The 14,895-nt window shown below is 72.7% G+C and carries 14 protein-coding genes; 9 read left to right on the forward strand and 5 right to left on the reverse strand.

Annotated features, from left to right (window positions below):
* Positions 1–13: 13 nt before the first annotated feature.
* Positions 14–628, reverse strand: coding sequence for a class I SAM-dependent methyltransferase (locus tag AB2L28_RS11035; RefSeq protein ID WP_370718780.1), 615 nt, complete (start codon positions 626–628; stop codon positions 14–16).
* A 66-nt stretch (positions 629–694) separates the two neighbouring features.
* Between AB2L28_RS11035 and AB2L28_RS11040 the strand changes: the two genes are divergently transcribed.
* Complete coding sequence (locus AB2L28_RS11040) at positions 695–1,261, forward strand: Uma2 family endonuclease (protein ID WP_370718781.1); 567 nt, start codon at positions 695–697, stop codon at positions 1,259–1,261.
* 25 nt (positions 1,262–1,286) lie between these two features.
* Here the strand turns inward: AB2L28_RS11040 and AB2L28_RS11045 are convergent, their stop codons facing one another.
* The 4 genes from AB2L28_RS11045 to sdhC are packed head-to-tail and all read right to left on the reverse strand — an operon-like array spanning position 1,287 to position 4,920.
* Positions 1,287–2,132 carry a succinate dehydrogenase iron-sulfur subunit gene (locus tag AB2L28_RS11045; protein WP_370718782.1) on the reverse strand — a complete coding sequence of 282 codons (846 nt, stop codon included), beginning with the start codon at positions 2,130–2,132 and terminating at the stop codon, positions 1,287–1,289.
* Positions 2,132–3,964: an FAD-binding protein gene (locus AB2L28_RS11050; RefSeq protein ID WP_370718783.1), complete on the reverse strand. Its 1,833-nt coding sequence runs from the start codon at positions 3,962–3,964 to the stop codon at positions 2,132–2,134. The genes AB2L28_RS11045 and AB2L28_RS11050 overlap by 1 nt, the downstream gene beginning before the upstream one ends.
* 28 nt (positions 3,965–3,992) lie before the next feature.
* Positions 3,993–4,490, reverse strand: coding sequence for a succinate dehydrogenase hydrophobic membrane anchor subunit (locus AB2L28_RS11055; protein ID WP_370718784.1), 498 nt, complete (start codon positions 4,488–4,490; stop codon positions 3,993–3,995).
* Between the two features lie 13 nt (positions 4,491–4,503).
* Complete coding sequence (sdhC, locus tag AB2L28_RS11060; protein ID WP_370718856.1) at positions 4,504–4,920, reverse strand: succinate dehydrogenase, cytochrome b556 subunit; 417 nt, start codon at positions 4,918–4,920, stop codon at positions 4,504–4,506.
* A 354-nt stretch (positions 4,921–5,274) separates the two neighbouring features.
* On the opposite strand from sdhC, the gene AB2L28_RS11065 reads away from it, so the two are divergent.
* The 8 genes from AB2L28_RS11065 to AB2L28_RS11100 all read left to right on the forward strand — a co-directional run bounded on the left by AB2L28_RS11065 (position 5,275) and on the right by AB2L28_RS11100 (position 14,895).
* Positions 5,275–6,471 carry a mannose-1-phosphate guanylyltransferase gene (locus AB2L28_RS11065; RefSeq protein WP_370718785.1) on the forward strand — a complete coding sequence of 399 codons (1,197 nt, stop codon included), beginning with the start codon at positions 5,275–5,277 and terminating at the stop codon, positions 6,469–6,471.
* A gap of 85 nt (positions 6,472–6,556) precedes the next feature.
* Positions 6,557–7,792: an amidohydrolase gene (locus AB2L28_RS11070; RefSeq protein WP_370718786.1), complete on the forward strand. Its 1,236-nt coding sequence runs from the start codon at positions 6,557–6,559 to the stop codon at positions 7,790–7,792.
* 205 nt (positions 7,793–7,997) lie between these two features.
* Entirely contained in the window at positions 7,998–9,095 is a 1,098-nt protein-coding gene (locus tag AB2L28_RS11075; RefSeq protein ID WP_370718787.1) for a BMP family lipoprotein, read from the forward strand.
* Between the two features lie 59 nt (positions 9,096–9,154).
* Positions 9,155–10,669 (forward strand): ABC transporter ATP-binding protein, encoded by a 1,515-nt coding sequence (locus tag AB2L28_RS11080; RefSeq protein WP_370718788.1) that lies wholly within the window; start codon positions 9,155–9,157, stop codon positions 10,667–10,669.
* A complete protein-coding gene (locus tag AB2L28_RS11085; protein WP_370718789.1) occupies positions 10,666–11,883 on the forward strand; it encodes an ABC transporter permease in 1,218 nt (405 codons plus the stop codon). The genes AB2L28_RS11080 and AB2L28_RS11085 overlap by 4 nt, the downstream gene beginning before the upstream one ends.
* A complete protein-coding gene (locus tag AB2L28_RS11090) occupies positions 11,880–13,184 on the forward strand; it encodes an ABC transporter permease (protein WP_370718790.1) in 1,305 nt (434 codons plus the stop codon). The genes AB2L28_RS11085 and AB2L28_RS11090 overlap by 4 nt, the downstream gene beginning before the upstream one ends.
* Entirely contained in the window at positions 13,181–13,615 is a 435-nt protein-coding gene (locus tag AB2L28_RS11095; protein WP_370718791.1) for a cytidine deaminase, read from the forward strand. The genes AB2L28_RS11090 and AB2L28_RS11095 overlap by 4 nt, the downstream gene beginning before the upstream one ends.
* A complete protein-coding gene (locus AB2L28_RS11100) occupies positions 13,612–14,895 on the forward strand; it encodes a thymidine phosphorylase (RefSeq protein ID WP_370718792.1) in 1,284 nt (427 codons plus the stop codon). The genes AB2L28_RS11095 and AB2L28_RS11100 overlap by 4 nt, the downstream gene beginning before the upstream one ends.

Genomic DNA, 14,895 nt, shown 5'->3' on the forward strand with positions numbered 1-14,895 from the left:
GCCCGGGCCGACCTCAGGGGCGGGTGAGGCGGTGGACGCTCACGGCCGGCGGCCCGTCGTGCGGCACGGGCTGCACCGTCCACGTGCGGGCGGCGCCCGCGAGGAACTCCGGCGTCGGCAACCGGCCCGGGTCGGCGACCATCGCCCAGCCCCCCGGGGCCAGCAGCGCCGGGAGCGCGGCGAGGATCGGTGCGACGTTGCGGCGTTCGTACAGGACGTCGGCCGCCAGCACGACGTCGAAGGGCGGGGCCAGGGGAGCGGGGTCGTCCGTCCAGCTCCACCGCTGCGCCCGCAGCGTCGCCCCGTTGCGGTCGGCGTTCTCGCGCAACAGGTCCACCGCGTCCGGCGCCCAGTCCGCCGCCGTCACCTCGTGACCGGCCAGGGCCGCGCACAGGGAGGGGACACCCAGCCCGGCGCCGATCTCCAGCACCCGGCAGGGCCCGTCCCCGAGCTGGCCGGGCAGCACGTCGGCCAGGACGAGGGCGCTCGGCCACAGCTCGGCCCAGTAGGGGACGAACTCGTCGTGGGCGAAGGCCTCCTCGGTGAACAGCGCTTCGAGGTCGCGGGGCATCTTGAGCGAGAGGTGGCGGCCCGCCGCCTGCACGTCGCGGTCGACGAGGTCCAGCACCTGTGGATCGTACCGACCGACCCGACGCCGGTCGGCGATACTGGTGCCGACCGAGGAGGGGTGGCCGTGGCAGCCGAGATGAGCGACGACGCCGTGAGCGTCCTGCGCCGCGAGTGGGTGTTCGAGGACCTGCTCGCCCTGCCCGACGACGGGTACCGCTACGAGATCCTGGATGGGCAGCTCACCGTGACTCCGCCGCCCTCGGTCCTGCACCAGGACGTGATCGACAACCTGCGCACCGTGCTCCTCGGCCGGGTGCCCGAGCAGTGGCGGCTGAAGACCGGCGTCGGGGTGCGGGTGCCCCGGCCGGGCCCGGAGCGCTACGTCGTCCCGGACCTGCTGGCCGCGTCCGGACCGCGACCGGAGCGGTACTACGAGCCGGGGGCCGTCCGCCTCGTCGTCGAGGTGGCGTCGGCATCGACGGAGCTGCGGGACGCGGGCTCGAAGAAGGCCCTCTACGAGGCGCACGGCATCCCGACCTGCCTGCTGGTCGATCCGGTGGCCCGGACCCTCACCGCCTTCGAGCTGGCGGGAGGCGCCTACCGGACGGCGTGGCGGATGACCGACGACGCCCCCGGCCGGGACCTGCTGGCGGGCGTCGCGCTCGGGGACCTGACGGCCGAACCCCGCTGACCTCTCGCAGGCCCGGGACGACGCGTCAGAGCTTGCGCGAGATGAGGGCCTGCTTGACCTCGGCGATCGCCTTGGTCACCTGGATGCCGCGCGGGCACGCCTCGGAGCAGTTGAAGGTCGTGCGGCAGCGCCACACGCCCTCCTTGTCGTTGAGGATCTCCAGGCGCAGGTCCGACCCGACGTCGCGGCTGTCGAAGATGAACCGGTGCGCGTTGACGATCGCGGCCGGGCCGAAGTACTGCCCGTCGTTCCAGAACACCGGGCAGCTCGACGTGCACGCCGCGCACAGGATGCACTTGGTGGTGTCGTCGAAGCGCTCGCGGTCGGCCTGGGACTGGATCCGCTCGCGGGTCGGCTCGGAGCCCTTCGTGATGAGGAACGGCATGACCTCGCGGTAGGCCGCGAAGAACGGCTCCATGTCGACGATGAGGTCCTTCTCGACGGGCAGGCCCTTGATGGGTTCCACGACGATCGGCTTCTTGATGTCGAGGTCCTTCAGGAGCGTCTTGCACGCCAGGCGGTTGCGGCCGTTGATGCGCATGGCGTCGGACCCGCAGACCCCGTGGGCGCAGGAACGGCGGAACGACAGCCGCCCGTCCTGCTCCCACTTCACCTTGTGCAGGGCGTCGAGCACGCGGTCGGTGCCGTGCATCGTCAGCTCGTAGGACTCCCAGTGCGGTTCGGAGTCCTGCTCCGGGTCGTACCGGCGCACCTTGAGCGTGATGGTGAACGAGGGGATCTCCCCGCTGCCGGACACGTTCCCGCCCTCGCGGGGGGCGGCGCCCCCGGAGCCCTCACGGGCGCGGTCGGCGGACTTGGCCGAGCCCGCCTCGGCGTTCGTCTCCTGCGGGCTGGTCTCGGGGGTGGACATCAGTACTTGCGCTCCATCGGCTGGTAGCGGGTCTGGACGACGGGCTTGAAGTCCAGGCGCGTCGTGTACGACCCGTCGGCGTCGTGCTCGCGGTACACCATCGTGTGCCGCATGTAGTTCACGTCGTCGCGGTTGGGGTAGTCCTCCCGGAAGTGCCCGCCACGGGACTCCTTGCGCTCCAGCGCCCCGAGGCACATCGCCTCGGCGAGGTCGAGCAGGAACCCGAGCTCGAGACCCTCGAGGAGGTCGAGGTTGAACCGCTTGCCCTTGTCCTGCACCGAGGCGCGGGCGTAGCGCTCCTTGAGCCGGTCGATGTCGGTGAGCGCCTGCTTCAGCGTCGCCTCGGTGCGGAACACCTGGGCGTTGGCGTCCATCGTGTCCTGCAGCTCGCGGCGGATGTCGGAGATGCGCTCACCCTGGGGGCGGTCGCGCAGGTCGGCCATCCAGTTCACGACGTGCAGCTCGGAACCGTCGGGCACCGCGATCCACTCGGCCTTGGTGGCGTACTCGGCGGCGGCGATGCCGGCGCGGCGGCCGAACACGTTGATGTCCAGCAGCGAGTTCGTGCCCAGGCGGTTGGACCCGTGGACCGACACGCAGGCGACCTCGCCGGCCGCGTACAGGCCCGGCACGACCCGGGTGTTGTCCTGCAGGACCTCCGCGTCGACGTTCGTCGGCACGCCGCCCATCGCGTAGTGCGCCGTCGGGTACACCGGGACGGGCTCGGTGTAGGGCTCGACGCCGAGGTAGGTGCGGGCGAACTCGGTGATGTCGGGCAGCTTGGCGTCGATGTGCGCGGGTTCCAGGTGCGTCAGGTCGAGCAGGACGTAGTCCTTGTTCGGCCCGGCGCCGCGGCCCTCGCGCACCTCGTTGGCCATCGAGCGCGCGACGATGTCGCGCGGCGCGAGGTCCTTGATGGTGGGCGCGTAGCGCTCCATGAACCGCTCGCCGTCGGCGTTGCGCAGGATCCCGCCCTCGCCGCGCGCGGCCTCGGACAGCAGGATGCCCAGGCCCGCCAGGCCGGTCGGGTGGAACTGGAAGAACTCCATGTCCTCCAGCGGCAGCCCGCGCCGGTAGGCGATGGCCATGCCGTCCCCGGTGAGGGTGTGGGCGTTGGAGGTTGTCTTGTAGACCTTGCCGGCGCCGCCGGTGGCCAGGACGACGGACTTGGCCTGGAACACGTGGATCTCGCCGGTGGCGAGCTCGTAGGCCACGACACCCGCGATGCGCTGGTCGCCGGGGGTCCCGATCGAGGGAGGGGTCTGCAGACCGGGCTGGTCGGCGGCGCCCTCGATCTCCTGGCCCGTCTTCGCCTCCGCCGTCGGGACGAGGAGCAGGTCGAGGACGTAGAACTCGTTGAAGAACTCCACCTCGTGCTTGACGCACTGCTGGTAGAGCGTCTGCAGGATCATGTGGCCCGTGCGGTCGGCCGCGAAGCAGCTGCGGCGCACCGGGGACTTGCCGTGGTCGCGGGTGTGCCCGCCGAACCGGCGCTGGTCGATCTTGCCCTCGGGGGTGCGGTTGAACGGCAGCCCCATCTTCTCCAGGTCCAGGACCGCGTCGATGGCCTCCTTGCACATCACCTCGGCGGCGTCCTGGTCGACCAGGTAGTCACCGCCCTTGACGGTGTCGAAGGTGTGCCACTCCCAGTTGTCCTCCTCGACGTTCGCCAGGGCGGCGCACATGCCGCCCTGGGCCGCACCGGTGTGCGAACGCGTCGGGTACAGCTTGGTGAGGACGGCGGTCCGGGCGCGCTGCCCGGACTCCAGGGCCGCGCGCATCCCCGCGCCGCCGGCCCCCACGATCACGACGTCGAACTGGTGGGTCTGCATGGTGTGGTCTCCCGCCTCGTCGTTCCGGTCAGTTCGTGATGCTGGGGACGTTCGCGCTGCCGGCGCGGCAGACCTCCAGGGTGGAGTTCGGGTCGGCGCAGGGGTCGAACGTGAAGATGACGAGGGTGCCGACGACGATGACGATGACCGTCGCGACGTAGAGCGCCATCTTGAGCCAGAACCGGGTCGCGTCCCGATCGGCGTAGTCGTTGATGACGGTGCGGACGCCGTTGGTGCCGTGCAGCTGCGCGAGCCACAGCATCAGCAGGTCCCACACCTGCCAGAACGGGCTGGACCACTTGCCGGCGACGAAGCCCCAGTCGACCTGGTGGATCCCGTCGCCCGTCATGAGGTTGACGAACAGGTGGCCGAAGACCAGGACGATGAGGAGCAGGCCGGACATGCGCATGAACAGCCAGCCGTACAGCTCCCAGTTGGTCCGGGTCGGCTTGTTGCGCTTGTACGGCGAACGCGGGGTTTCCAGGGCCGGGGCGTAGCTGCCGCCGGGGGTCTGATCGGTGCTCACGGCGCGTCGCCCCTCAGTGCGTGAAGACGTTGGTCAGGTGACGGACGAGGAAGGGCACCATGAGGACGACCCACAGGCCGACGACGCCCCAGAACAGCTTGCGCTGGTGCCTGGTCCCGCCGGACCAGAAGTCGATCAGGATGATCCGGACCCCGTTGAGGGCGTGGAAGACCACGGCGCCGACGAGACCGGCCTCGCCCAGGCCCATGACCGGGTTCTTGTACTGCCCGATGACGCCGTTGTAGACCTCGGGCGACACGCGCACCGTGGCGGTGTCCAGGACGTGCACGAAGAGGAAGAAGAAGATCAGCACCCCGGAGATGCGGTGCATGACCCACGACCACATGCCCTCGCGACCGCGGTAGAGCGTGCCTGCTGGTCGTCCGGTCTTCGACTTCCCGACGGGCGCGCCCTGTCCGGGTGGGGTCAGGCTCGTGGCCACCGACGTCCTCCTCGAGTGCTCCTCGACGCCGGGTCCACCCGGGCTCCGGCGCTCAGGCGGCGGCGTCGTGACCACTGTAGGCGCGCAGGCGTGCGGGAGCCGACCCACGGCCGTCGCCGTGTGCCTTTTGTGATGAAGGACTCACGGCGGCGTGAAGGGGGCTGAGGCGCAAGTCACGCAGGTCAGCCTCACCTACCTTGGACCAACCTCGGGCCGCCGCGCAAGCCGCCGCACCCGTTCGGACCCGTCCGGACCCGTCCGGTCCACCGCCCTGCTCCGTCCGGGCGAGCGACCTCGGACGAGTCGCCGTCGCGGCACGTGCGCACCGGTAGGTTCCGGGTCATGACCGACGGGGGACAGTCCAGCAGCAGCACCGGACCGGGGTCGTGGGCCTCCACGACGGCCTGGTCGGTCGACGACCTCGAGGACGCGCAGATCGACCTGTCCGACTTCCACGCCGTCGTGCCCGCGGGCGGCGCCGGCACCCGGCTGTGGCCGCTCTCGCGCAGCGACCGCCCCAAGTTCCTGCTCGACCTCACCGGCCGCGGTCGCACGCTGCTGCAGCAGACGTGGGACCGGCTGCTGCCCCTCGCCGACGCCGACCGGCTCCTGGTGGTCACCGGCCGCTCGCACGCCGAGGCGGTCGTCGAGCAGCTGCCCGACCTGCCCGCGGCCAACGTCCTGCGCGAACCGGCGCGCCGGGACTCCGCCGCCGCCATCGGCCTCGCCGCCGCCGTCCTGGTGCGCCGCAACCCCGACGCCGTCCTCGGCTCCTTCGCCGCCGACCACGTCATCTCCGGGCGCGACGACTTCGAGAGCTCGGTGGAGGAGGCCGTCGTCACCGCGCGCCGCGGCTTCGTCGTGACCATCGGCATCGCCCCCTCGCACCCGGCGACCGGCTTCGGCTACATCCGCCTCGGCAAGCGGCTGCGGCTGCAGGGGGCCCCCAACGCGCGCCGCGTCGTGCAGTTCAAGGAGAAGCCCGACGCCCGCACCGCCTCGGCGTACCTGTCCACGGGCGACTACCGCTGGAACGGCGGCATGTTCGTCACCCGCGCCGACGTCCTGCTCGAGCTGCTCGCCACCCACGCCCCCGCCCTGCACGCCGGGCTGCAGCGGATCGCCGACGCCTGGGAGACCCCGCAGCGCGAGGCCGTCCTCGAGGAGCAGTGGAGCGCCCTGCCGGCCATCGCCATCGACCACGCCGTCGCCGAACCGGCCGCCGAGGAGGGCCGCGTCGCCGTCGTGCCCGCCACCTTCGGCTGGGACGACGTCGGGGACTTCTCCTCCCTGGCCGAGCTGCTGCCCGCCGACGTCGACCAGCCCAAGGTGCTCGGCGACCCCGACCTCGTCATCACCGAGGGCGTCGCCGGCGGGCTCGTCGTGCCCGGCAACGAGCGCGTCGTGGCCCTGCTCGGCGTCGACGACCTCGTCGTCGTCGACACCCCCGACGCGCTCATGGTCACGACGCGGGCGCGGGCGCAGGAGGTCAAGAAGCTCGTCGAGCGGGCGCTGGAGGCGGGGCTCGACGTCGTCTGAGGGCCGTCCCCGAGCCCCCCGCCGAGGCGGGCCGGGGTGGGGTGAGGTCGGCGGTCGGCGGGCGGCGCGGGTACCGTCGCACGACGTGACGAGCGACACGAGCAGCCCGCGGACCGCGACCGGCCCGGGCGGGCTCGGCGAGCGCGTCACCGGCCTCGTCGCCACGCACGAGCCCACGGCCAGGGCCCTGCGCCGCGAGCTGCACGCCCACCCCGAGCTCGCCCGCGCCGAGCACCGCGCGACGGCCCGGGTCGCCGACCTGCTCACCGCCGCGGGGGTGGAGGTGCAGCTGCTCCCGGGCACGGGGCTCGTCGCCGACCTCGGGCCCGAGTCCCCGTGCGAGCGCACCATCGCCCTGCGCGCCGACCTGGACGCCCTGCGCACCCCGGAGTCCACGGGCCTGCCCTACGCCTCGACGGTGCCCGGCACCGCGCACGCCTGCGGGCACGACGTCCACACCGCCTCGGTCCTGGGGGCCGGTCTCGTCCTGGCCGACCTGGCCCGCACGGGTGACCTGCCCCACCGGGTGCGGCTGCTGTTCCAGCCGGCCGAGGAGGTCATGCCCGGCGGGGCGCTGGACGTCGTGGGCGCCGGGGCCATCGACGACGTGGCCGCGATCTACGGTCTGCACTGCGACCCCAGCCTCGACGTCGGCACGGTCGGCCTGAAGGCCGGACCCATCACCTCGGCCTCCGACCACGTCACCGTCCGGTTGCGGGGGACCGGCGGGCACACGTCCCGCCCGCACCTGGCCGGCGACCTCGTCTTCGCGCTCGGCCAGGTCATCACGCAGCTGCCCGCGGTCATCGCGCGCCGCGTCGACCCCCGCGCCGGGGTCAACCTCACCTGGGGCGCCGTCCACGCCGGCGACGCCGCCAACGCCGTGCCCGCCGAGGGGTTCGCCGCGGGCACGTTGCGCTGCATGGAGACTGAGGCCTGGCACCACGCCGGCGAGCTCGTCGAGGCCGTCGTGGCCGACCTCGTGCGCCCCTACGCCGTCCGCGCCGAGGTCGACCTCGTGCGCGGGGTGCCGCCGGTGGACAACGACGTCCACGCCACGGCCGCCCTGGACGCCGCGGCCCGCGCGCTGCTCGGCGACGACGGCGTCCTGCCGACGCGGCAGTCCCTGGGCGGGGAGGACTTCGCCTGGTACCTGCACCACGTGCCCGGGGCCATGGTGCGGCTCGGGACGCGGACCCCGGGCGGTCCCACGTACGACCTGCACCGCGGCGACTTCGCCCCCGACGAGGGGGCGCTCGCCGTCGGGATGGGGGTGCTGGCCCTCACCGCCCTGTCGGCGAAGGCGCTGCCCGGCGCCTGAGCGGCCCGCACCGTCCGTGACCTGTTCGTCACCTTCTCCCGGCGCCCGGGTGAGGTGACCGGTGCGAAGATCTCGATCTGGACAACGTGACCGCTCGGCGGCACGGATCGCGGGTTTTCGCGCACTACGATGACCGCGCGTTCGCACCTGCCCGAGGCGGGGCCGACGCCACGATGCGATCCACCCCGACCTGGAGGACCTCACCATGACTTCGATCCACCGCCTCGCCCCGGTGGCAGCTGTCGGCGTCGCCGCCCTGCTGCTCGCCTCGTGCGGCGACCGGCCGACCGACACGCAGGGGTCCTCCGGCGGGTCCGAGGGCGGGTCCGGCGACGCGTTCAAGGCCTGCATGGTGCTGGACACCGGCGGCGTCGACGACCGCTCGTTCAACCAGTCCTCCTACGCCGGATTCGAGGCCGCGAAGGAGGAGAACCCGAACATCACCATCTCCTACGTCGCCTCCAACAGCGACGCCGACTACGTGCCGAACCTCAACGCCGAGGTGGGCAAGGGCTGCGGAACGATCGTCGCCGTCGGCGGGCTCATGTCCGACGCGGTGAAGGAGGTCGCGGAGCAGAACCCCGACCAGGACTTCGCCGAGATCGACTCCGCGCCCGTGGCCGACAACGTCTACGGCTTCGAGTACAACACCGTCGAGGGCGGATTCCTCGGCGGGTACCTCGCCGCGGGCATGACCAAGACGGGCACCGTCGGCACCTGGGGCGGGCTGAACATCCCGCCGGTGACGATCTACATGGACGGCTTCTGGGAAGGCGTCCAGTACTACAACCAGCAGAAGGGCACGGACGTCAGGGTCATCGGCTGGGACGAGAACAACCCCAGCGGCGGCACGTTCTCGAACTCCTTCACCGACCAGGCCGCGGGCCGGTCCATCACCGAGACCCTGGCCTCCCAGGGTGCCGACATCGTCATGCCGGTCGCCGGTCAGTCCGGCCTGGGTGCGGGCGCGGCGGCCGAGGCCGCCGGCGGCAGCCTCAACCTCATCTGGGTCGACACCGACGGCTGCGTCAGCGCCGAGCAGTACTGCCAGTACTTCATCTCCTCGGTGACGAAGAACCTCACCGACGCCGTGAAGGAGTACGTCGTCGACGCCGCCGAGGGGAACGTCCCGACGGGTGCCTACATCGGCACGCTGGAGAACGACGGCACCGGCCTGGCGCCGTTCAACCAGTGGGACGACCGGGTCCCGGCCGAGCTCAAGACCGAGCTGGACACGGTGAAGCAGGGCATCGTCGACGGCTCGATCGCGATCACCTCGCCCAACGCCATCGCGGCCGGCTGAGCGACCGGCAGCACCACCGCAGGACCGACGGACGACGGCGACGAGGGGACGACCCGCAGGTGCAACTGGAACTCAAGGGCATCACGAAGCGCTTCGGGCCCCTCGTCGCCAACGACTCCATCGACCTCGTCGTCCGCGAGGGCGAGATCCACGCCCTCCTGGGTGAGAACGGCGCCGGCAAGAGCACGCTGATGAACGTGCTCTACGGCCTGTACACCCCCGACGAGGGGCAGATCCTCGTCGACGGGGACCCCGTGGAGTTCTCCTCCCCGGGGGACGCGATGGCCGCCGGGATCGGCATGGTGCACCAGCACTTCATGCTGGTCCCGACGTTCACCGCCACCGAGAACATCGTCCTGGGGGCCGAACTCACCTCCGGTGGCGGGTTCCTCGACCGCCGCCGGGCCCGCCAGCGCGTCGAGGAGACGTCGCAGCGGTTCGGTCTGGCGATCCCGGCCGACACCCTCGTCGCCGACCTCGCCGTCGGCGTGCAGCAGCGCGTCGAGATCGTCAAGGCGCTGCTGCGCGACGCCAGGGTCCTCGTCCTGGACGAGCCGACGGCGGTGCTCACCCCCGCCGAGACCGACGACCTCATGCGTGTCATGCGCGAGCTCGCCGACGCCGGGACCTCGATCGTCTTCATCACCCACAAGCTGCGCGAGGTCAAGGCCGTCGCCGACCGCATCACCGTCATCCGCCGCGGCAAGGTCGTGGGGGAGGCCTCCCCGCAGGCCTCGCCGGAGGAACTGGCCGCCCTCATGGTCGGGCGGGACGTCCGGCTGCGGGTGGAGAAGGCGGACGCCGAACCCGGCGACGCCGTCCTGCAGATGGCCGGCGTCCGGGTCGTGGACCCCTCCGGCGCGGTGCTCCTGGACGACGTCGACCTGCAGGTGCGGGCCGGGGAGGTCCTGGCCGTCGCCGGGGTCGACGGCAACGGCCAGACCGAGCTCACCCGCAGCATCGTCGGGCTGCAACCCGTCGACGCCGGCACCGTGACCGTCTCCGGCGCCGACGTCACCGGCCGGCCCATCGCCGAGGTGCTCGCCCTCGGGGTCGGGTACGTCCCCGAGGACCGGCTGCACGACGGCCTCGTCGGGTCGTTCAGCATCGCCGAGAACCTCGTGCTCGACCTCGTGGACTCGCCCGCCTTCGCCAGCGGCCCCTCGGTGAACCGGGAGGCCGTGCGGCGCAACGCCGACGAGCGCATCAGCGAGTTCGACATCCGCACCCCCTCGGCCCAGGCGGCCGCCTCGACCCTGTCGGGCGGGAACCAGCAGAAGGTCGTGCTGGCCCGGGAGATGACGCGCTCGCTGGACCTGCTCGTCGTCGCCCAGCCCACCCGCGGCGTCGACGTCGGCAGCCAGGAGTTCGTGCACCAGCGGATCGTGGCCGAGCGCGACCGCGGCGCGGCGGTGCTGCTCGTGTCCACCGAGCTCGACGAGGTGCGGGCGCTGGCCGACCGCATCGTCGTGATGTACCGCGGCCGGATCGCCGGCGAGGTCGGCCCGGACGCGACGCAGGAAGAACTCGGCCTGCTGATGGCGGGCGCCACCCTCGGGAAGGACGACGCGTGAGTTCCCCCTCGCTCGAGAAGGACCGCAAGGAGGCGGCACCCCCGCGCCGCCGCCTCTACTGGGGCGGGAGCTGGCTCGTCACGGTGTTCGCCGTCGTGGGCGCGCTGCTCGTGGGGGCCGTGCTCATCGTCGTCGGCGACGAACCGTCGCGGCAGAGCGCGGGGTACCTCTTCTCCTACCCGCAGGACTTCCTGCTCAACGTCTGGTACTCGGTGCGCGACGCCTACGTGGCGCTGCTACAGGGGGCCGTCTACAACCCGAACTTCACCGGGACCGCCGCGCTGCGGCCGATCTCGGAGACCCTCGTCAACGCGACGCCGCTGATCCTCGCGGGCCTGGCGGTCGCGCTGTCGTTCCGGGTCGGGCTGTTCAACATCGGCGCCCAGGGGCAGATCATCGTCGGCGCGATCGCAGCCGCCTGGGTGGGGTTCGCGGTCGACCTGCCCGTCGTGCTGCACCTGCTGGCCGCGCTGGTGGGCGGGATCGCGGGCGGGGTCGTGTGGGGCGGGATCGTGGGCCTGCTCAAGGCCCGCACCGGGGCCCACGAGGTCATCACGACGATCATGCTGAACTACGTCGCGATCAACCTGCTGACGTACCTGCTCAGCGTGCGGGGCTTCCAGCGCGCGCCCTACACGCAGGCCATCTCCGAGCAGGTCGACGGCACCGCCGTCCTGCCCAAGCTGCTCGGTTCCTCGTTGCGGGTGAACCTCGGCCTGGTCCTGGCGGTCCTGGCCGCCGTCGCGGTGTGGTGGCTCTTCGAGCGGTCCCGCCTCGGGTTCCGGTTGCGTGCCGTGGGGGCCAACCCGAACGCCGCCCGCACCGCCGGGATGGGGGTGGGCCGGTTGCAGGTCGTGTCGATGGCGCTGGCCGGCGGTCTGGCCGGGCTCGCCGGGGCGACCCAGGTCCTCGGCGTCACCGGCAGCGTCACCGGCAGCGTGGCGGGGAACATCGGCTTCGACGCCATCACCGTCGCCCTGCTGGGGCGCAACAACCCCTACGGCGTCATCGCCGCCGGGCTGCTGTTCGGCGGCCTGCGCGCGGGCGCGGTGCAGATGCAGTCCGTGACGGGTGTCCCCGTCGACCTCGTCGGGGTGCTGCAGGCCCTCGTCGTCCTGTTCATCGCGGCCCCCGCCCTCGTGCGGGCCGTGTTCCGGTTGCGCGCCGGCGGTCCCGCCGTGGGTGCCGAGTTGTCGGGAGGGTGGACCCGGTGAGCGGTTCGGCCGACGTGCAGACCCCAGCGGCCACCACCGCGACGACACGGGCGCAGCCACCGGTGAGCCTGCGCAAGCGGGTGCTCACCGGCGCGCTCCTCGTCGTCGTCGGTCTCCTCACCGTCCTCGGCTGGGGCGTCGGCTCGGGCCCGGCCGACGCGACGTTCCGCTTCGGCGGCGGGTCCTCGGTCACGCTGCCCGACCTCACCCTGCCCGGCACGGTGACCCCCGTCGTGCTCGGCGTGGTGATCGTGCTGCTCGGGCTGTTCCAGCTCGCGCGGGGTTTCCGCGCCCGGCGCAGCCCGGTCGTCATCGCCGTGACCCTCCTCTGCTTCGTCCTGGCGTTCCTGTGCTGGGTGATGAGCGGGGCCCAGGCGCAGTCGATGGACCTCGTCCGGTTGCTGCAGCAGACGGTGTTCCTGGCGACCCCGCTCATCCTCGGGGCCCTCGCCGGGGTGCTCGGCGAACGCAGCGGCGTCGTCAACGTCGCCATCGAGGGGCAGATGCTCACCGGCGCCTTCGCCGGCGCGCTCGTGGGGTCGATGGCCGGCAGCCTCGGCGCCGGGGTCGTCGGTGCGGTCCTGGCCGGGGCCGTCGTCGGCTGGTTGCTGGCGGTGTTCGCCATCCGCTACCGGGTGAACCAGGTGATCCTGGGTGTCGTCTTGAACGCGGCCGCGCTGGGGTTCACGGGGTGGGCGTACAAGGCGCTCATGCAGTCCGACACCCAGCGGTACAACTCACCCGGCGTCCTGTCGCCGATCCGGGTCCCCGTGCTCGCCGACGTCCCCGTCGTCGGTCCGCTGCTGTTCCAGGCGAACGTGCTCGTCTACGTCATGTACGTGGTCATCGTCGCGTTGCAGGTCGTGCTGTTCCGCACGAGGTGGGGGCTGCGGACGCGCGCCGTGGGCGAGCACCCCAAGGCCGCCGCGACCGTGGGGATCGACGTCCTGCGCGTCCGGTACGTCAACGTCGTCGTCGCCGGCGGGATCGCCGGGCTCGCGGGGGCCTACCTGTCCATCGGGACCATCGGGCCGTTCACCGAGAACATGTCGGCGGGCAAGGGGTTCATCGCCCTGGCCGCCGTGATCTTCGGCCGCTGGAGCCCGCGCGGGGCCGTGGGGGCCTCGCTGCTGTTCGGGTTCTTCGCCGCGCTGCAGACCCTCGTCGGGATCCTGCAGGGGCCCGCCGCGGTGCCGTCGAGCTTCCTCGCGATGCTGCCGTACCTGGCGACGATCCTCGCGGTCGCGGGGTTCGTGGGCCGGGTCAGGCCGCCGGCCGCGAGCGGGGAGGCGTACCCGTGACCACCCCCCGCGACGTCGACTGGGACGGGCTGCGGACCGCGGCCCGGGCGGCGCTGGCGCACTCGTACGCGCCGTACTCGGACTTCCCCGTCGGGGCGGCCGCGCTCGTCGCCGACGGCCGGGTGGTGGCGGGCGCGAACGTCGAGAACGCCTCCTACGGCGTGACCCTGTGCGCCGAGTGCACGCTCGTCGGGCAGCTGCAGATGACCGGGGGTGGGCGCCTCGTCGCGTTCGCCTGCGTCGACGCGGCCGGGAACGTCCTCATGCCGTGCGGTCGGTGCCGCCAGCTCCTGTTCGAGTTCGGCGGACCGGACCTGCTCGTGGACTCCCCGCGCGGCATCGTCCCCATGACCGAGGTGCTGCCCGACGCGTTCGGGCCGCACGACCTGACCGACCCCGCCCGCAAGAAGCCCGGAGAGGCACCCCAGTGAGCCAGCAGTTCGCCGCCGTCGACGTCATCCGCACCAAGCGCGACCGGGGCGAGCTGTCCGACGCGCAGATCGACTGGGTCATCGACGCCTACACCCGCGGCGACGTCGCCGAGGAGCAGATGTCCTCCCTCGCCATGGCCGTCCTGCTCAACGGGATGACGCGCCGCGAGGTGTCGCGCTGGACCTCGGCGATGATCGCCTCCGGCGCGCGGCTGGACTTCACCGACCTGCCCCGGCCCAGCGTCGACAAGCACTCCACCGGCGGGGTGGGGGACAAGGTGACGCTGCCGCTGGCCCCGCTCGTCGCGGCCTGCGGCGCCGCCGTCCCGCAGCTGTCCGGCCGCGGGCTCGGCCACACCGGCGGGACCCTCGACAAGCTGGAGGCGATCCCCGGCTGGCGGGCCTCGCTGACGCTGCCGCAGATCCGCGCCCAGCTCACCGACCTCGGCGCCGTGATCTGCGCCGCCACCGGCGACCTCGCCCCGGCCGACAAGAAGCTCTACGCGCTGCGCGACGTCACCGGCACCGTCGAGGCCATCCCGCTCATCGCCAGCTCGATCATGAGCAAGAAGATCGCCGAGGGCACCAGCGCCCTCGTCCTCGACGTCAAGACCGGTTCCGGGGCGTTCATGAAGGAGCTGGCCCAGTCCGTCGAGCTGGCCCGGACGATGGTCGACCTCGGCACCGACGCCGGGGTGGAGACCGTCGCCGTCGTCACCGACATGTCGACCCCGCTGGGCCGCACCGCGGGCAACGCCCTCGAGGTCCGCGAGTCCGTCGAGGTCCTCGCCGGCGGCGGGCCCGCCGACCTCGTGGAGATCACGCTGGTGCTGGCGCGGGAGATGCTCGCCGCGGTGGGCCTGGACGCCGTCGACCCCGCCGACGCCCTCGCCGACGGCCGGGCGATGGACGCCTGGCGGCGGATGATCGCCGCCCAGGGCGGGGACCCCGACGCCCCGCTGCCGGTGGCCCGGCACACCCACGAGGTGCTCGCCCCCGCCGACGGGTTCCTCGACGTCGACGCCATGGCCGTGGGCGTGGCCGCCTGGCGCCTCGGTGCGGGCCGCTCCCGGCGCGAGGAGGCCGTGCAGGCCGGGGCGGGCGTGGAGCTGCACGCCGTGCGCGGTGACGCCGTGCGCGCCGGCCAGCCCGTCATGACCCTGCACACGGACACCCCCGAACGGTTCGAGTGGGCGTTGCAGGCGGTGGAGGGCGGGTTCCCCGTCACCGCCGAACCACCCGCCGCGCGCCCCCTCGTGCACCAGCGCGTCACGGCCTGA

Origin of the sequence: Kineococcus mangrovi (assembly GCF_041320705.1) — a bacterium.
GTDB lineage: Bacteria > Actinomycetota > Actinomycetes > Actinomycetales > Kineococcaceae > Kineococcus > Kineococcus mangrovi.